This is a genomic window from Alphaproteobacteria bacterium (assembly GCA_016870095.1).
Lineage (GTDB): Bacteria > Pseudomonadota > Alphaproteobacteria > Paracaedibacterales > VGCI01 > VGCI01.
This window is the reverse complement of the sequence record VGCI01000010.1, coordinates 25,026-43,194: the sequence shown is the minus strand read 5'-3', so window position 1 is coordinate 43,194 and position 18,169 is coordinate 25,026. Positions and strand designations below refer to the sequence as shown.

Genomic DNA, 18,169 nt, shown 5'->3' with positions numbered 1-18,169 from the left:
ATATTTCGCTGCTGAGGGCCCAAAAGAGCATCTGATCATGACATAAAGCTATAATCAGCGGACACTTTTTGCCATCTTGCAAGGGCTTCTATAGGATTTTTTTCTGCTGCATCTAATAGAATTTGTCTATAACTCTCCTTCATCCAAATGTGCTTTTCTGGTCGTTTTTTTTGCGCAGGTACAATAAAATTTCTGCTTCCAATTCATAGTGCTGCTTTCCAACTTTTTCTTTTGGAGAATCTTGATAAGGCATAATAAAGAACTCTAACGTAAATTAATTGAGGGACGTTTCTTCACTATTAAGAATCCTTGATATGGCATTATGCCTAAACAAGTTTAATCAAGGAAAATTATTGGGATGAGAACTTATCTTCATGGAGTTGACTCTGAGGCATTAGCGATTTTTATCTTCTTATTTATTTCTTACATTTTGGCATTTCCATTTTATGTTTTCTGCATTTCTTCATTCTGACGTAATTTATCTAAATAGCTTTTGGTAGACCAAGGAATCCAAGCTCCATTCAAACTTAGATTTTCTAACCTCCAACCTCCATCTTCAAGTCTACATAAAAACCCGGGAGTCAGAATACCATAACTCTCATTAATGTGAGGATGAAGGTGACCCAATCCCATGCAGAAAAGACTTTCATCAATAATAGGCTGAGGATGGATTCCAAAATATTTTGTAAACCATAAAGATGTTCTCGCATCTATAAATGGCGAAGAATTTGGTAACAATCTTCTTAATATAATTCCTCTTCCCGATTTGTAAAGAGTTGTATGCTGTTTGAGCTCTTGCTCCATTCCTGATATGACTTCACAGATAAAATTTAAAAAGCTTAAGGTATCCTGACTACTTTTTTCAAGAATTTGGGTTATGCTATCTGGATATAGACCATCGAGATGAGTCTCTTGAATCTCAGACATTGTTTCTAAAAATTCAGTAGGCTTGTTCGTGGTTCTAAACATATCAAAAAGCCTACGATCATAACTTAAATTTGGATTGCTCGTTTCCTGGTTTAATGCAGTACAAATTAATGTAAAAATTCCAAAAGCACTGGTGCTTTTTAGAAATTCATCAAAAGATAATCCGTGGGTCATTATGCTTATATTTTCTGCACACGTATCTTTCAAATAAATGTAAAGATTTGTAGTTCTAGATCCATCTAAAAAAGGGTGGGTCTTAAATAAATTTAACCAATCAGGTTCATCATCTTTGCGCAATAGTTTCGCTTTTAGAGAATCATGGATGTCACCTGAACTTTCGACACCCTCAGTATCATCTGAACTTTCCTTATCATCACTAAAATTTTCAATGAATATGGCTTTTGCATTCTGAATAGCTCTATTGAGAATGGGGGGATTATTCTCGAGAGATCGTGTATGCATAGTGCCATGAATATAGACGGTTCGACTTTCTCGTTTTGCCCGATAAAGTTCATAATAGGTAAATTCATTTTGCTGTGCTTCTTGCGATGAGTTATCAGCAGCCTGGCTTATCGTTCCCAATAGAAGCGACAAAACTACAAAAAGCGTTTTTATAATCATATAAAATTTTTCCCATATTCATTTAAAATGTGAATGTATATTCACATGCTTAATTTATACTTAATCTCTTTATACACAGGAATATTTAATAAATCAAATTGTGGTATATTTCAAAATTATTAGACAAAGCATTGATAAATTTGTTTTTGTAAGAATAATGACATTACATAAATATTTTAGCGAAGGGGAAGAAGAAAATATTATTATATCCGGGGGGTATTAATTTTAATATTTTTTATAGGTGAGCCCAAAAAATAAGCATAATTCATGAAAGAAATCCCTCAAATCTCACTCGAGAGTTTGGTGAAATTTTTTACGTATACGCTACCTAAGTACCTTACTTACTGATAATTTCCGTAGATATTTTTCAAGCCATGTATGTCACACCTCATATATGCTTTTCTTTCGTAAGAAAGGAATTAAAAGGAAAAATGTAGCGCTGGAAATTTTTGAAATATTTAGGGGTGTAAATGAGTATTTGGGGAAAAAATAGGGATATCGTTTGGAATGCATTTTAAAAGTACTTCTAGTGTAAAAATTTCAGATTATCACTTGAGTGCGCGTGTTGATTGCTTTCTTTTTTTTGGGTCAAGAGGTGTTATGGGGTGGAAATTTTTGGAGGATTCTAAATTGACAATACGCTTGCCATTACTTTTTTGGAAGAATTGTAAAGTAAGTTCTTGTAAGGTGAGTCCTGTTCTTGCTTTTAAGCGCTTCAGATGTGTCTCAACTGTAGAGGGAGCCATCGAGAGAATTGAGCCTATTTCTTTATATGATTTTCCATCTTGCAATAGCTGAACACACAACGCTTCATAAGTTGTTATATAGTCCAGGGGGTCCTCACCAATTTGGAAACGAGCAGAGCGTTTAGGAAGAAAAAACCCTTTGCGATAGAAGGGTTGGCCGGGATTATAAAATTTTAAGGAATTTTCCGATGATTTTTCTATTAATATACGCGCTCGACTGGGGAAAAGTTCTGAGAATTTTTGGAGTTCTTTTAAGATGTGGAAGTAATAAGCAAATGGGCAGGGATGATGCTCAGGCATACCAAAAGTTGTGCAGTCAAAAAAATTCTTTCTTCGGCTAATAATGGTAAGTCCATGGTGAATACCTGATTCATCTTTTATAAGCGAAAGTCGAGGGCTAGATAAGGATTCATCCCAGAAAAATATTGAGGATTGACGAATATAAATTGAAATTGTATGACGTGGGTCAATTAAATCTTTTTCCAAATAATCTTGAAAATATTCAGGGCGGTTCGCCAAAATTACGAAAGAACCGTCCTTATAAATTCTTTTAAATTGAAAGAAGGAAAAACCCCTTGGCTGTAAAAACGGATAGCAAAGTTTATCAACTTCTAAAGCTACCTGTTTTTCGTCATATAAATCCTTATTGTACATCAGTTGCATCCCTGGTTTTTCAACTGGATTAACCCCTGAAAGTAAGACAGAATATTTTTACCTCCGTCGTTGCCAAAAGAAAAGTACGGCAATTTTATCAGAGCCCATAATCAGTGTTTCTAACACATAGGCATTGGAATTCTTGTACCCAAACATGCATGACGACGTATGGTTGTATACCCTATAATGTCCGTTATGGTGTTTTGCGAGGTCATTTACATCTGAGATGTCGATACATAGAAGTAAGTGTTCATGCCAAAACAAAAAATTAGGGTAATAAGGTCTATATTGATTTTATCTCTAGAGGCCACGTGGAGCCTATAATCCACGCCACAATCAATATAACAACATTTAATACTAATATTTATTATAGCTTATGGACGAAGACTTTATTGTCGCACGGGACATAAAAAATTAGGGTAACCAATTAAAGGAATTCTTTTTTGCAGATTATATCCTCAAATAAACCCTAAAAACGATTGAAGACTAACCAACAAGATCATATTTTATGGAGTCAATTTCTTGAATAGGTGTATCGTTAATCTGTTCGTTTTGATCTATGTTTGACGTTGCGAGAAGGGATACCCCTGCAAGGCCAGACAATATTATTGGAACAACCCAAGGAGATTCAAAAAAATCGAGGAGAGCTGTATAGACCATAGGAAGGGTTGCCAGGGAAGCCCATGAAAAATTGTAGCATAGAGCGATACTGGTATAGCGAACTTGAGATGAAAAAATGCGAATTAATGTTGGGAAAAAACTTGCAGAAAAAAGAGCAATATAAAATTGTTGAATCATTAAAAATGCAATTAAAGCCATTTTATTGCTTGTTAGGAGAAGAGAAAAAATGGGGATAGAGAACACAATGTAACTTCCACAAATCCATCGAAGAATTTTTATTTTTTTAGAAAAGTAATCAGTAAAAATTCCTGTTAATGGCAAAACAAAGATGACAAAAATTAGGCTGAGCGTTGTTCCTTTATAAACCTCACTTATCGCATAGCTAAAATATTTGGGTATAAAATAAGGAAAATAAAGATTTGTAATAATCAGAGCTGCCAAAAAGGTGGTGAGTCCTGCCCCTTTTAACAGAGAATTTTTGTGGTTAGTGAGTAGTGAGAAAAGTGGTTTGCGAATCTCTGTTTTATTTTTCAAGAAAACAGGAGTTTCTTGGATGGTATGGCGAGCAACAAGTAACAAAAGACCTAAAACGCCTCCACCCAGAAAAGGAAGGCGCCATCCCCAGGACAAAATTTCTGTTTGATTCAGGTTTGCGGAAATAAGATAAAGAACTCCACTGGCCAGTAACGCTCCCAGGCTTGTGCTTGCAAGCACAAGACTTGTTTTGCGTCCTTGACGATGATCGGGAGAAAATTCAGCAACAATTGTCATGGCTCCTGGGAGCTCCCCTCCAAAAGAGAGTCCTTGAAGTATTCGAAAAAACACAAGAAGCAAAACAGTATAAATACCCAAAGTATCATAACTGGGTAAAAGGGCAATCATCAGGGTACTTAAGGCCATTAATGTCGTAGATAATAAGAAGGCAGGTCGACGTCCGAATCGATCACCAATAACGCCAATAACCGTCCCACCTACGGGTCGTGCAAAATATCCCACAGCAAAAATAAGAAAAGTCTGAAGTACAGCCGTTGCAGGATTTTGGGGAGGGAAAAAAACAGCGCTTAAATAACTTGCCATCATCCCATAAACAACAAAGTCATAATATTCTATTATTGATCCCAGGCTGGCTAATAACGTAATGTGGCGGTTATTCTTAGAATGAGTACTCATGGAATTTCCTTTCTAAGCTCACAAACGGCCCTTCAATGAAAAATCAAGATTTTGATGTTTTTATATTTTGCTATCAAAGTCTTGTCAAGTTGCCTTTCTTTTTCTTCAGACTTTTGTTGGGGATGAACAAATGTCTTGAATTTTATATCATAATTCTGCAAATATTTAAATGATGACTCAAAATACAATTTATCAAATGCCAAATTTTCCAGAAGTCCTGCCCCTATTGCCCTTGCGAGGTGTGATTTTGATGCCCCGTACACTTTTGCCTGTGCCAATCTTTGATGCAGCTCAAGCAGCGATGGTTGCGGCTTGTATTGAAGGGGAAGTCAAATACATTGGTTTGGTTCAACCCATCTCAACCTTGTTTGATGGGCAAGTCTTAGCGCCTTTATTTTCTACTGGATGTCTTGGAGAAATTGTTGAATTTGGAAAAACGGAAGAAAATACCTTAGCAGTCATATTGAAGGGGGTTTGTCGTTTCGACATCTTACAAGAATTGGCTCCAGAAAATGGATGCCGTCAAGCGCGGGTTTCCTATGAATCTTATCCGGGAGATGTACTTGAAAAGCTTGATTTTTCTATTGATCGCGACCGCTTATTAAAAAGTCTAAAATCATATCTTTTGACTAATGACTTAAATGCAGATTGGGAAAGCTTGGAAAAAGCTTCTAACGACCAACTCTTGAATGTGTTATCAGTGGCTTGTCCTTTTGAAGTTAGGGAAAAGCAGGCCTTGCTTGAGTCTCGTAATCCTCAAGAACAATCTAAGTTGATGACAGCATTGATGGAAATGGCTGTGTTAGATTCTCAAACACGAAATGAAACATGTCACTAATGAGAAATACAAATGACCGAAATTGATCCTTGCTTATTAGAGATACTTGTTTGCCCTGTGACTAAAGGGCCTTTAGAGTATGATAAAAAAAATCAAGAACTCCTGAGTCGCTCGGCTGGTCTTGCCTATCCTATACGAAATGGAATTCCTATTATGTTGGCTGATGAGGCTCGTAATTTGGAAGAAAAGCAATCGACTCCAAATTCAAAATCGCCTCCTAAGAAAAGAAAAAATTAAGGAGACCTCATCGGCCTCCTTAATAAATAACGAGATCAAAAACTAGTTATTTTGGTTTGAATTGCGTGATGTAATGTTTACTTTGATTGAATTTCCATTACCATTCAACTCATACGTATGTACACCATCTTGTGTTGGCGTGCCCAATACTCTTGAAGTAAAGTTTGGAGCATTAACAATGGCTTGAAGATTTGAGTCATTGTGTGTTGGGTTGTTTAGTTTGAATTCTGTTCCACCCAAGTTTGCTTGACCTTGATTTTGAATAATATTCTTAATTTCTTGTGTTTGAAGTTCTCTGTTTTGGCTAGACATTTTCATTACTCCTTGTAAATTTCGTGCAATCATTTGCACTTAAACCTCAGCTTAACTAAAAATAATTAATTTTTGGTTTATATGCTCTTGAATTTATTGAATATTTAAGGAAAATAGTGTGTTTAGGAGTTTTTTGTACTCGTTCCTGGGAGAACTTCCAAAAAAGTTAAATACTGAATTTATTCGTTATTGCGGGTAAATAATTCCATGATTGAAGGGGAAACTGGCCAATAGACAGACCATCCACTCTTCGATAGAATGACCTATCAGAATTCCATTAAGAAGGATTTTCGCGAGATGTTTGCTGCCCGTCGTCGTCACCATAGCTTTGATATTTGGCCTGGATTTGTTGATGCCTTAGCTGCCGTATTAATGGTAATTATTTTTGTTCTCATGACGTTTGTGGTAGCCCAGTTATATTTAACGGATGCTTTGAATGATAGAGATCAATCCTTACTCAGTTTGAATCAGCAGATTGATACTTTATCAAGTCAACTCAAGATGGAACGCCTATCTAAGGAAGAAGCACAAAAGACCCTCTCGCTCTTGGAAGCCCAAATTATAGCTTTGACAAGCCAGTTAAGTATTAGTGCGCAAAATCTTGCAGCTGAGAAAATTGCCAAGACTCAAGAAGCAGACAAAGCAGCAAACCTGGGCCAGCAGATAATAGAGTTACAAGAGGCACTTAATCATTTAAATTCAGCTCTTAAATCTGACGAAGCCAAATATAAAGAACAGGAGCTTGAGCTTGCAAATCTCCATCGTCGTCTCGAAGATACTCTGGCTAAGAAATTAGCAGAACTAGAAGCTTTGCGTCGGGAACTTGAAGCGGTGCAAGCAGAAAATGTTCTATTGAAAGTGCAAGTTGATGATATAAGCCAAAAAAAGGGTGTTGATCCCACTCAATTGACTACCCAAAAAGGACAATTAGGTCAATTCCGTTCAGATTTCCTCTCTAAGTTGGTGAAAGTTTTAGGTGATCGTCATGATATTCGAGTAGTTGGAGACCGATTTGTTTTCCAATCCGAAGTTTTATTTGATAGAGGTTCAGCTGAACTTGGCAAAGATGGGCTCGAGCAACTGGATAAATTAGCCATTGCTTTGAAGGAAATTTCTGCAAAAATCCCTGCATCTATTAATTGGATTTTGCGTGTTGATGGCCATACAGACACAGTTCCAATTAAACGGACCCTCTTTCCGTCGAATTGGGAGTTATCTTCAGCACGGGCCATTTCAGTGGTTCGATATCTGATTTCTCAAGGGATTGAGCCTAAAAATCTTGTGGCAGCTGGTTTTGGAGAATTCCAACCTCTTGAGGTTCGGACAGGCTTGAAAGCTGATGGAAAAGAAAATTCCATGGATATTGAAAAATCCATGGCTCGTAATCGCCGCATAGAGTTTAGGCTCGACCAACGGTAGACACTGCCAAACCTAGGTGTGGGTTAAACTCTTGAGGTAAATTCAGCAAAATAAAAATTGTTTATATCTTCATAAAAAATTTACTTACATCCGTTACGATGAGATAAGGATTTTCTTATGAATATGGGTTGAGCAAGAGTGTTTAAAAATAAAAGTTTACTTTTAGTTGCAATATTGATTGGGCTCATTCTCTCTACGTCGTTCGTGCCAATCTCATTATTCCCAGAGGGATCTTTCCATATTGTTCTCCAAACTTTGAAGGGACTTCTTCTAACGATGTCCTGGATTGTGCTTTATTTCCTCATCAAAGTGTCCTTTTTTGAGCGTTATGAAGTTGTTTATAAGAAAGATGTTCCTCGTATTGTATTAAGTACAACTAAATTTATTATATTCGTTTGTGCTTTTCTTTCCATTGTTGTGTTTGTTTTGGGGCAATCTATTTTAAGTATTTTGACATTGGGGGGACTTGTTAGTGCAGGCTTAACATTTGCTCTAGGTGAGCTAATTCTTGATGCGTTTTCTGGTGTTATTTTAGAAACAGAATCTCCATTTGAGCTCAATGATTGGATTAAGACATTAGACGGAGCGGAAGGGCGGGTTATAAAGATCAACTGGCGTACAGTTATTCTTGAGAATATGGATGGATATATTATTGTTGTTCCCCATCGAAAAATTGCTCAAGGTTTTACAAATTATAGCAAACCGCGTCGGAGTTATTGGGATAGCGTTAAGATTTGTTTGGATCATACGGTTCCTGTTGAAAGAGCGGAACGCATCCTAAGAGCAGGAGTTATGAGTGTAACGAGTGTTTATCAAAAAAAATGTGACGTAGCTGCGATTAAGACAAACCGAAGTGGTATTACTTACGAAGTTCGTTACCTGGTGTCGGATATAATAGAATGTCGTGACGTTAAGCACGACGTGATCAATGCGTTGACGAAGCATTTACATGCTTACAAATTAAAGATATCTGAGGTTTTAGGTGAATATACTTTGTCAAAGGGAAGAAAATCTTATCAAGAAGAGTCTCCCCTCATACTTGCAAATTTTATTGAGAACGTTGAGTGTTTCAATGAATTACCACGAGCTACAATAAAGAAATTAGCTGAAAACGCGAAACGTTGGGTTTTTGCTGAGGGGGAGATCATTGTCAGTGAAGGCACAGAAGGGCAGTCTATGTATTTAATTGGTGAAGGTAGTGTCGAAGTGTCTATCGCCTATAAAAACAAAGCAGGAGATAAAATAGAAAAAAAACTATTTTGCTTAGGTTTCCCTGAATATTTTGGTGAAATGGCTTTGCTTCTCAATGAAAAAAGATCTGCAACTGTAACGGCAATAACAAATGTGGTGGTTTATGAAATTTCCCAAGAGTTACTGAAAAGTGCTTTGAAAGGTACGTCAAAAGCCTTTACAAAAATGAAAAAGCAAGCAATTGAGAAAAAAGAAGCAAATAAATTGACAAAGTCTCAAATGGGAAAATTAATTGAGAGAAAAGTTGCTCCTTCTAATGGACTGTTATCAAGTTTTAAAAAATTCTTCCAGTAAACGATATGGTGTTGAGAAATTATTTACTCAATCGTTGGGCATAATAGGCATAATTTTCCCATACTCGTTGAACATAGTTGCGTGTTTCCGCATAGGGAATAGTTTCAATCCAGTCAATTAAGTCAACACCTTGGTGACGAGGGTCCCCATATTTTTCTATCCAAGATTCTACGGCTTTTGCTCCCGCATTATAGGCTGCGATTGATAAAATTAAGGATCCCTTGAAACGATCTAATAAATTATTTAAATGTGCACATCCTAACGGTAAATTAACATTGGGGTCACTTAAAGATCCTAGGTTGTTCTTAGATCTTCTTGCTGTTTGCAGGGCTGTTTTTGGCATAAGTTGCATAAGTCCTTGTGCCCCGGCGGGACTTAAGGCATCTGCTTTGAAACGACTTTCTTGACGAATAATGGCATGTACCAATGCCGAATTTGTTTTGCTTGTCTCTTTTTGAAAATGGCGTGGTAAAATGGGATAAGCGGCTTCAATTAACGGAACATTTTTCATGGGCAGCTTTTTAGATGCTAGAACGCCATAGTATGGACCGCACTCAGCAGCAGCCATTTCGATCAAAAGGATTTGCTCTCCGGGATCTGTCAATTCTTGAGAAAGTTTTATTCCAAAAGGTTCAACAAGGTGTTTTCCCCCTACAGCGCATAATAAGCGCACGGCCCTTACCAGAGGTCGATCCTCAAATTTTTGTCTTGTGTGAGCGTCGATTGGACGGCGTTTTGGATGTAATTGTGGCGCGGCCCCGGTTACGCTTCCTCGTAAGGCCAGTTGCCCATAATAGGTTCCTGGGTAGGATTTTGCTTTTGTCATCCAATTTTGTGACTCTTGAGGTTTTCGTAAAGCTGAAGCAGCACGTGAAGACCAATAGGCGGCTCTTGCAATGCTGATCGGTGTCTTGACTTTATCATATAACGTTTGAAAATGGCTTAAAGCCACTTCGGGTTTCTTAAGCATACGCAAAGCAATCCAGCCTGCTAACCATTCTCCATTAGCAAAGTCTTCTCCGACAGATAGGCCATGATTTTTAGCCAAGTTATACGCATCTTGATATCGTCGATCATCCATCATGCGTCGAATTAATAAATTTCTTTCGCGCCACCAAAGTTCTTCATCTTCTACTGGTGAGGTGGCAGTCTCTAGGAGGGCCATCATGTGGGTATTATTTTCTTTTCGGCGGTGCCATTTGATCCGATCATAAACGAGGCCTGGATCCGACGATAATTCCATGGGAATTTTGCCTAATTTTGTATCCACATCACCCCCTTTTTCAATAAGGGTAATTCGGGCATCCGTTAAGGCTTTTTGCCCTTGATTTAGCCAGGGAAACATTATACGAGCCGCTGAGGTTTTTTCCTTCATGAGGAGACGATCCACGCGCTGATAGTGATTCTCTTGGTTTAAATGATCCTTAAATTCTTGCCAAAAGGACTTGAGAGCGTTTGTTTCAAAATCAAATTTAACCCAAGCATATTGTATTATACTTTTCGCAGCATTATTCCGGCCCACTTTAATTAATGCCCGTGCGTAAAAAGTTGCTCCTTTTGCAGTAAGAGGTGGGTTTTCATCAAACCATTTTCTTAACTCATTACGGTTATCGGTTTCTTTTAAACTTTCTTCAGCATAAATTTGTAACCTTTCTTTTAAAGGCCAATCTGCGTGATTGCGTAAAAAACTAATAATTTTGGAAAAAGACATTCCTGTACGCTCTATAGGATTTTGCAATTGCAACCATTGAATTAAGGAAGAGGTAACCGGGCATGACTGGGCACGTATCTTTTCTGTTTCCAAAAAACTTCCCTGAAGTGCAAGTTGGAGGGCTCTCCCACATCGACTTAATTCGTGAGAATATGCCTTTGAGGGAACAATCAATGCCAAACATACGAGCAAAAACTTGGCAAATGAAAAATATGTCGTTATTGTCAGCTTAGATTTCGCAATATTTTGCATTAACTCTATTTCCACTATAGTGAGTTTAGCGATGTTTTCAGGTTCTATTGTTGCTCTAATTACACCATTTTTTCAAGATCAAGTTGATGAATCCGCTCTTTGTGACCTTATCGAGTGGCAAATTCAACAGGGAAGCCAAGGAATAGTTGTTTGTGGGTCTACGGGAGAGGGGGGGCTTCTTTCTTCGCGTGAACGTCTACAAGTTCTTTCGTTAACACTTAAAGTTGCCAGCGGCCGAGTGCCCGTCATTATGGGCGCGAGTTCACAATCAACCTCAGAGGCTGTGGACATGGTAAAAGAAGCAGAAATTTTGGGTGCAGCCGCTGCTCTTGTTATGACGCCTTACTATATCAAACCCATGCCGGAAGGAATTTTTCAACACTTTCAAGCCATTACAAAGGCTTCATCTTTGCCAATTGTTATCTATAACCATCCGGGGCGTACAGGTATTGATTTACCATTGTCCTTATACACACGATTATTTGACCTCCCCACCATAGTGGGAGTTAAAGATTCAGGGACAGATATGCGTCGCCCCCTTCAATTGCGACAGATAACTCCAAAACCTATTTGTCTTCTATCCGGAGATGACCCAACTGCAGGAGCTTATTTATCTAAAGGAGGAGATGGGTGCATTTCTGTAACTGCTAATGTAGCTCCAAAACTTTGTCAAGAAATGATGAAAGCCTGGCAAGATCTTGATTTGCCCTCTTTTGCAGCTCTAAGAGATGACTTGTTTCCTTTAAGTGAGGTGTTGCTGGTGGAAACCAACCCTTCACCTTTGAAATTTGCTGTTTCATTATTGAAGAAGTGTCATAATGAAGTAAGGTTACCCCTTGTTCCGGTTTCCGCAAGTTCTGAAAACCAAATTCGGGAAGCCATGAATGCCATTGGCCTGCTAAATTAAAAGGAGATTTTATTAATGTTGCAAACAAAAAAAATTATAAGAACATCAAAGGTATATTGTCCAAGATGGTATGGTGGCAATCTTTTCTTTCTCGTTCTTTTTTTAATTATATGGCTACCGATAGGTCTTCTTTTATTAGTAAAAAATGCGTCTATCAGCAAAGCCAATTCTCGATTTTACCTGAAATATTATGGCTCCTGGTTTTGGTTGTTTTTTTGGGGGATTATTTTCTTTCCTATAGCTATTCTTCTTTTTCTCGTAAAAGGGATTGATGTTATCGAGGAAGAGACAGTTGTTCAAGATGAGACAATAATTGAACGGTTGTAAACTTAAGTGGTTCTAAGGATTTAATAGATGGCTGTTGCTCCTGACCAATATCGAGTCGTTGCTCAAAATCGACGAGCAAGATTTGATTTTGAAATTACAGAAACTCTCGAAGTTGGCATCATGCTTACGGGCACGGAAGTTAAATCTTTGCGCCTCGGCACAAGCAGCATTAATGAATCTTTCGCCGGAGAAATGGAAAGCGAAATTTTCTTATTTAACGCCAATATTCCGGAATATCTTGAAGCCAATCGCTTTAACCATGAACCCAAGCGCCCCCGAAAATTATTAATGAGGAAGCGACAATTAACAAAATTTTTAAATGCCATTCGTCGTAAAGGTATGACCCTTGTGCCGCTTAAAGTTTATTTCAATGGGAAAGGTCGAGCGAAGGTTGAGTTGGGGTTGGGTCGAGGAAAAAGAAATGTTGATAAGCGTAATACGATTAAAGACAGAGATTGGCAGCGCGACAAAGCGCGTTTGATGCGCACCAAGGGGTAGCGAGGGAATGGCAAAAGAAGAGGGATTAAGACTCAAACCAGGCCTTTATCTTGTGGCTACACCCATCGGAAACTTAGGCGATATTACCTTAAGGGCCTTAGAAACTTTAAAAAATTGTGATGTGATAGCGTGCGAAGATACCCGAGTAAGTCGAAAACTTTTATCTGCCTATAGCATTGCCAAACCACTCATCAGTTATCACGACCACAATGCGGATCAAATGCGCCCTCTGATCCTTGACAAAATCGCTACAGGACAAGTTGTTGTCTTAATCAGTGATGCTGGCACACCCCTTATCTCCGATCCCGGATTCAAGCTAGTTCAACACTGTTATAAAGCTCATCTCCACGTAACCTTTATTCCAGGACCCTCTGCGGTCATTGCGGGCCTTGTTTTATCGGGAATGGCTTGTGACCGGTTTCTTTTTGCGGGGTTTGCTGACAAAGCTGCTTATTCAGAATTATCTTCAATTAATACGACACTTATTTTCTTTGAATCTGCCAAACGATTAGGAGCGTCCCTAAAACAGATGGCAAAATCTTTTGTAGGCCGAGAGGTTGCAGTAATACGTGAAATTACAAAGCTCTTTGAAGAAGTGCGTCGGGGATCTTTTGCAGAGGTTATCCAGTATTATGAAGAAAATGGTCTACCAAAAGGCGAGGTTGTGGTCGTATTAAGCCCTAAAAATTCTCAATTCCAACACCCTTCTTTACACAATATTGACGATATGCTGCGTCAAGCTCTCGCATCCCATAGTATTCGTGATGCTTGTACCTTAGTGTCAGGATCGTTAGATTTACCGAGGAAACAAATATACCAACGGGCCTTGGAGTTGCGGGAAGAAGAATAAAAAAGATGGGAAACTGGCTAAAAACCTATCATGCTCAAGGTCACTTGGCAGAGCTAATGGCCGCCTTATTATTGTGGGTGAAGGGGTACCAAATTCTTCAACGTCGCTATAAAACTCCTTTAGGTGAAGTCGATATTATTGCTTCTCGCGGGAAAACACTAATTGCCGTGGAGGTTAAGTTCAGAGCAAGCATCCTTCAAGCCGGTGAGGCTATTAGTCTAAAACAGCGAAAACGCATAGAAATGGCTCTTTCTCTTTATTTGAAGCGTTTGACTTGGGAGCCTCAGAATATTCGCTTTGACGCAATTTACCTTATCCCGTATAAATGGCCTAAGCATATTGTGAGTGCCTGGTTTGTTGAGAGATAGACAAAAAAAGAAAGGAAGATATTATGCATTTTAAAAAGTTATTGTTGTTATGTGGAGTCATAAGCTGCTCTGGTGTTTTGGTTGCTTGTGTACCTGGGGTTATCGGGGGCGGCGCTGCTGTTGGAGTCGCCGCTGCTAAAGAAAAAGGAGTTTCTGGGGCCTGGGCAGACACAAAAATTTCTTCTGCAATAAAATTAAGTCTCTATCAAAAGGATCCGGAACTTCATCGTGTAGTTGATGTTAATGTACAAAATGGAGAAGTTATGTTAACAGGCGCTGTACCCAATGAACAAATGCATTTGGATGCCGTAAAGATTGCATGGGAACCTCAAGGCGTAAAACGGGTGATTGACAATATTGGTCGTTCAGAGGGCGCATCTCTTGGGACCTATACCAAAGATACTTGGATTACCACTCAATTAAAGAGTACACTGATGTTTGATGGTGAAATTCAGTCCCGTAACTACAGTATTAAGACAGTTAGTGGCCAAGTTTACATTATGGGAATTGCGCAAGATCAGGCTGAATTAGATAGAGTTGTCAATCACGCCAGCAATACGGTTGGTGTTTCAAAGGTTGTAAGCTATGTAAAGATGAAGGAAGAAGTGAATTAAAGACTTCCCCTTATGAAAATGCTGCTATAGTGTTTTAGCTTCTAGAAATTTTATTTATTCAAGCTGACAGTATGGTGGCATTTTATATTTTTGTATACTTAAATTATAATTTTGTTTTCTTTTCATTTTATGAAGCATTTTATTCCGAAATATCTCAAAATTCCCTTGAAATCATTGAATAAATTTAACAATCAAAATATATCAGTTTCTTAACTTATTTTTAAGTTTTAACCAAGTATAATTGTTTATTAATTGTAATATTTATTTGGAGAAGAAAATGAACATTAAGTCTTTTATTGATAAATTTGAGAAGGTAAAAAAAATAAATAATATTCGAAGCCATCGAAAACAGTTCATATGCCTTAGCAAATTTGTTCAGAATAGATTCACAACATTCAAAAATTATATGCTTTCTGAATATTCTGTACCTGTGATAGGTTTTGGGGATTTAAATATTGATGTTTGTGATCATAATCAAAAATTTGAAATACGTATTGAGATTCCAGGGGTTCCAGAAGAAGACATTCGGATTAGTTCTCTCGAAAATAAATTGATAATAAATGCAGAAAAAAAAGCGGCAAAAAATAGAAATCAAAAGAATTATTATATTATGGAATGTGCTTATGGTAGCTTTATGCGTTCCATACCATTGCCATTTAATATTAATAGTGAGAAAGTTACGGCAAATCTAGAAAAAGGCGTACTCACAATCATTGTTACAAAGCCAATAAATAGTGAAGAGACAGAAAAAGTCATCGAAATTAAGAGTAAGAAGTAAGGCAAAGTTTGACCCGCAGGGTCAAGGTGTTGCGTGTTACTCTGGACGCGAGTTAATCAATAAAAGCCTGAAATTTGAGTGAGAAGGGCTTTACTGATTAACCGTGGACCAAAACATAATAGCCTACGTAAAACCAACCAAATAGACCGTGAATGATAGCCCATAGAATAGAATGGTGGGTTGTATAAGAAATAACCATGGCAAGGGCGGATCCAAATGAAACACCGTATTTCAGGAATTTATGTCTAAAAACCATTTTCAAAATTCTCCTTTTGAGTCAATTATCTATACCCATTATGAAATTTTAAACAGCACCTGTCGATATTAACCTTCATGGCGTTTTCCGCTGCGTTCCATCACAGCAATAAAGAAACCATCAACGCCGTGTGCATGGGGTGTAAGTTGTAACATTTCTGTGGTCAGGGGGCAGGGTATATTTAAGACATCAGACCATACGCTTTGAATAGGTAAAAGATGAAAATCCGGGTGGTCTTGTAGAAAATTTTGAACTTGCAATGCATTTTCTTCTTGAAAAAGGGAGCAAGTAGCATAAATTAATCGCCCCGCGGGAGTGTTGTCTTTTTTTGGTTTCACAAGAGAAGCGGCTCGAGTCAGAATTTGCTGTTGTTTAGCAACAAGTTCTTCTAGATCTTTTTCAGAAAATCGTCTTTTCAAGTCGGGATTCCGGCGCCACGTCCCACTTCCTGAGCAAGGGGCATCAACCAAAACGCGATCAAAACGTTCCGCTTGCCGCTTTAACCATTTAATCGTTGCTTCTTCTTCCAAATTTCGAAATTCTACGTTGTTGACACCTGCTCTGCGCAAGCGTTCTCTAGCTCGAGTCAATCGCCAGGCAGCAACATCCGTTGCGACAATTCGCCCCTTATTTTGCATAGTTGCAGCCATGGCAAGGGTTTTTCCTCCTGCTCCTGCACAAAAATCCATAATGGTCATACCATTTTGCGCATCAGCTAAAAGAGCCAATAATTGGGATCCTTCATCTTGAACTTCGATATTTCCATTTTTCCACAACTCATGTCCTGATAAGGGGCGACGTTCGATTAAACGAATACCGATGGGAGACCAAGGTGTTAAGGTGGCTTCGAATCCTTCTGCTTTAAGCTGGGCAAAAACGGCATCCCTGGTAGTTTTCAGCGTATTGACTCGTAAATCAAGGGGAGCAGGTAGATTTAATGCGTGGATAGCTTCTTCAAGTTGTGCCCCGAAAGTCATTTGTAAATGTGGTAATACCCAAGTCGGGATGTTTAAGCGAACAGTTAAGGGCATTTCGGCGAGTTTTCGACGTTCCATCTCTTTCAGAATAAAAAGTTCAAGTGTGGAGAGTGGTTCAAGGTCAAATTTATCCGTGTGACCTTCCTTTTGGCATAAGGCTTGAAGTTGAGGAATCGTGAGATTTTGTATTATATGGGCATAAGTAAGTACCAATATCCTTCCCCACCCAGGTTTGTTAGGGGAAATGCCCGTAATATACCAGGCGAGTTCTTCATATCGGCGCAAGATTTGATAGACTATTTCAGAAATAACGCGACGATCTGTTGATCCCATATAACGGCATTGGCGAAAATAACTTGTGACCAGACTATCCGCTGGAGCCGTGGAAGTCAGAATCTTATCCAATAAAGTTACAGCGGCTTGAAAGCGAGCTCCTTGTCTCATAAAGGTACAGTTCTCATAAGGAAACAGCCTCGCGGTTGGGTAAGGGGTCTTGGTGAATAATAATCTCAGCGTGAGGAAAAGCCTTTTGAAGGGCTAGTTCTACATCATTTGCGACATCATGAGCTTCCAGAAGAGACATTTTTTCGTCCATATCTAAGTGCATTTGAATAAAGTCTTGTAAACCAGCTGAACGGGTCCTCAAGTCATGAATTCCCCACACAAGCGGATTTTGGAGAACAATTTCAGTAATGCGTAAACGCTCCTCGTCTGGCAATTCTCGATCCATCAACACGTCTAATGATTTTTGACCAATAACCCATGAGGTGTATAAAATATATCCGGCAATGCCAGCTCCCACAAGTGGGTCTAATCGTGTCCACCCAAATAAAAAAGAAACATTTAAGGAAATAAGAACACCAATGTTGGTATATAAGTCGCCTAAGTAATGGAGTGAATCTGCTGAAATAGCAAGCGATCGGGTTTGATTGATGACGTATCGTTGATAAATAACCAACAACAAGGTAAGTACGATGGCCAGAATCATTACAATACTACCTGTCAAACTTTCTTGCAGGGGATGGGGGTAAATGAGTCGATGTATAGCATCGATGATGATCCAAACAGCAGATCCCGCAATAAAGGCAGATTGCCCCAAGCCTCCTAGGGCCTCTGCCTTCCCATGGCCAAACCGATGTTCCTTATCAGCTGGTTTTAAGGCCTGCCTTAAGACCAACAAGTTAATTACTGAAGCGGTTATATCAAGCAAAGAGTCAATTAATGAGGCTTGTAAGCTTAAGGAATCTGATCGCATCCAAGCGAAAAATTTGGCCAGAATAAGAATAGCTGCGACCACGACGGAGGCATAACTCGCCAGACTAACCAACAATTTGGTGTGTTGGGAGATCGGTGTATTTTTTGGAGTTTCTTCGTGATTCATGCGTTATCATCCAATTTTTCCCTATTGTGGCGAAGGATGACGCCCATGTCAAATACCTCTTAAATAGGGGCTCCAAACTCAGGGGATATGGAAGGTATATATTTTTCGAGTCAGCAATAAGCAAATGCTTGTCACGACCCTGTGACCCCGGCTCTGAATT

The 18,169-nt window shown here is 38.7% G+C and carries 18 protein-coding genes; 11 read left to right on the top strand and 7 right to left on the bottom strand.

The window, feature by feature from the left end; genetic code table 11:
- Nucleotides 1-444 precede the first annotated feature (444 nt).
- The 3 genes from FJX03_07665 to FJX03_07655 all read right to left on the bottom strand — a co-directional run bounded on the left by FJX03_07665 (nucleotide 445) and on the right by FJX03_07655 (nucleotide 4,739).
- Nucleotides 445-1,548 carry a TraB/GumN family protein gene (locus FJX03_07665; GenBank protein MBM3633557.1) on the bottom strand — a complete coding sequence of 368 codons (1,104 nt, stop codon included), beginning with the start codon at nucleotides 1,546-1,548 and terminating at the stop codon, nucleotides 445-447.
- 548 nt (nucleotides 1,549-2,096) lie between these two features.
- On the bottom strand, nucleotides 2,097-2,957 hold the full coding sequence (locus FJX03_07660) for a hypothetical protein (GenBank protein MBM3633556.1): 861 nt from the start codon (nucleotides 2,955-2,957) through the stop codon (nucleotides 2,097-2,099).
- Between the two features lie 477 nt (nucleotides 2,958-3,434).
- On the bottom strand, nucleotides 3,435-4,739 hold the full coding sequence (locus FJX03_07655) for an MHS family MFS transporter (protein ID MBM3633555.1): 1,305 nt from the start codon (nucleotides 4,737-4,739) through the stop codon (nucleotides 3,435-3,437).
- Nucleotides 4,740-4,908: 169 nt separating this feature from the next.
- On the opposite strand from FJX03_07655, the gene FJX03_07650 reads away from it, so the two are divergent.
- Entirely contained in the window at nucleotides 4,909-5,577 is a 669-nt protein-coding gene (locus FJX03_07650) for a hypothetical protein (protein MBM3633554.1), read from the top strand.
- 12 nt (nucleotides 5,578-5,589) lie between these two features.
- The gene (locus tag FJX03_07645) at nucleotides 5,590-5,814 is read left to right on the top strand and encodes a Trm112 family protein (protein MBM3633553.1); all 225 of its coding nucleotides are present in this window, start codon (nucleotides 5,590-5,592) and stop codon (nucleotides 5,812-5,814) included.
- Nucleotides 5,815-5,856: 42 nt separating this feature from the next.
- Here the strand turns inward: FJX03_07645 and FJX03_07640 are convergent, their stop codons facing one another.
- Complete coding sequence (locus tag FJX03_07640; protein MBM3633552.1) at nucleotides 5,857-6,126, bottom strand: hypothetical protein; 270 nt, start codon at nucleotides 6,124-6,126, stop codon at nucleotides 5,857-5,859.
- Nucleotides 6,127-6,423: 297 nt separating this feature from the next.
- Here FJX03_07640 and FJX03_07635 point away from each other — a divergent pair, with 297 nt between their 5' ends.
- Both FJX03_07635 and FJX03_07630 read left to right on the top strand, forming a co-directional pair.
- Entirely contained in the window at nucleotides 6,424-7,545 is a 1,122-nt protein-coding gene (locus tag FJX03_07635) for a peptidoglycan -binding protein (GenBank protein ID MBM3633551.1), read from the top strand.
- A 276-nt stretch (nucleotides 7,546-7,821) separates the two neighbouring features.
- Complete coding sequence (locus FJX03_07630; protein ID MBM3633550.1) at nucleotides 7,822-9,090, top strand: mechanosensitive ion channel; 1,269 nt, start codon at nucleotides 7,822-7,824, stop codon at nucleotides 9,088-9,090.
- A gap of 19 nt (nucleotides 9,091-9,109) precedes the next feature.
- Here the strand turns inward: FJX03_07630 and FJX03_07625 are convergent, their stop codons facing one another.
- The gene (locus FJX03_07625) at nucleotides 9,110-11,053 is read right to left on the bottom strand and encodes a lytic transglycosylase domain-containing protein (GenBank protein ID MBM3633549.1); all 1,944 of its coding nucleotides are present in this window, start codon (nucleotides 11,051-11,053) and stop codon (nucleotides 9,110-9,112) included.
- Between the two features lie 31 nt (nucleotides 11,054-11,084).
- Between FJX03_07625 and FJX03_07620 the strand changes: the two genes are divergently transcribed.
- The 7 genes from FJX03_07620 (at nucleotide 11,085) to FJX03_07590 (ending at nucleotide 15,395) form a co-directional block, all read left to right on the top strand.
- Complete coding sequence (locus FJX03_07620; GenBank protein ID MBM3633548.1) at nucleotides 11,085-11,960, top strand: 4-hydroxy-tetrahydrodipicolinate synthase; 876 nt, start codon at nucleotides 11,085-11,087, stop codon at nucleotides 11,958-11,960.
- 15 nt (nucleotides 11,961-11,975) lie between these two features.
- On the top strand, nucleotides 11,976-12,287 hold the full coding sequence (locus tag FJX03_07615; protein MBM3633547.1) for a hypothetical protein: 312 nt from the start codon (nucleotides 11,976-11,978) through the stop codon (nucleotides 12,285-12,287).
- Nucleotides 12,288-12,314: 27 nt separating this feature from the next.
- Nucleotides 12,315-12,785, top strand: coding sequence for an SsrA-binding protein SmpB (gene smpB, locus FJX03_07610; GenBank protein ID MBM3633546.1), 471 nt, complete (start codon nucleotides 12,315-12,317; stop codon nucleotides 12,783-12,785).
- Nucleotides 12,786-12,792: 7 nt separating this feature from the next.
- Nucleotides 12,793-13,635 (top strand): 16S rRNA (cytidine(1402)-2'-O)-methyltransferase, encoded by an 843-nt coding sequence (rsmI, locus tag FJX03_07605; protein ID MBM3633545.1) that lies wholly within the window; start codon nucleotides 12,793-12,795, stop codon nucleotides 13,633-13,635.
- Between the two features lie 5 nt (nucleotides 13,636-13,640).
- The gene (locus FJX03_07600; protein ID MBM3633544.1) at nucleotides 13,641-14,003 is read left to right on the top strand and encodes a YraN family protein; all 363 of its coding nucleotides are present in this window, start codon (nucleotides 13,641-13,643) and stop codon (nucleotides 14,001-14,003) included.
- Nucleotides 14,004-14,026: 23 nt separating this feature from the next.
- Complete coding sequence (locus FJX03_07595; protein MBM3633543.1) at nucleotides 14,027-14,617, top strand: BON domain-containing protein; 591 nt, start codon at nucleotides 14,027-14,029, stop codon at nucleotides 14,615-14,617.
- Between the two features lie 277 nt (nucleotides 14,618-14,894).
- On the top strand, nucleotides 14,895-15,395 hold the full coding sequence (locus FJX03_07590; GenBank protein ID MBM3633542.1) for an Hsp20/alpha crystallin family protein: 501 nt from the start codon (nucleotides 14,895-14,897) through the stop codon (nucleotides 15,393-15,395).
- 324 nt (nucleotides 15,396-15,719) lie between these two features.
- Here the strand turns inward: FJX03_07590 and FJX03_07585 are convergent, their stop codons facing one another.
- Nucleotides 15,720-17,072 carry an RsmB/NOP family class I SAM-dependent RNA methyltransferase gene (locus tag FJX03_07585; GenBank protein ID MBM3633541.1) on the bottom strand — a complete coding sequence of 451 codons (1,353 nt, stop codon included), beginning with the start codon at nucleotides 17,070-17,072 and terminating at the stop codon, nucleotides 15,720-15,722.
- 13 nt (nucleotides 17,073-17,085) lie between these two features.
- The gene (locus FJX03_07580) at nucleotides 17,086-18,009 is read right to left on the bottom strand and encodes a cation diffusion facilitator family transporter (protein ID MBM3633540.1); all 924 of its coding nucleotides are present in this window, start codon (nucleotides 18,007-18,009) and stop codon (nucleotides 17,086-17,088) included.
- Nucleotides 18,010-18,169 lie beyond the last annotated feature (160 nt).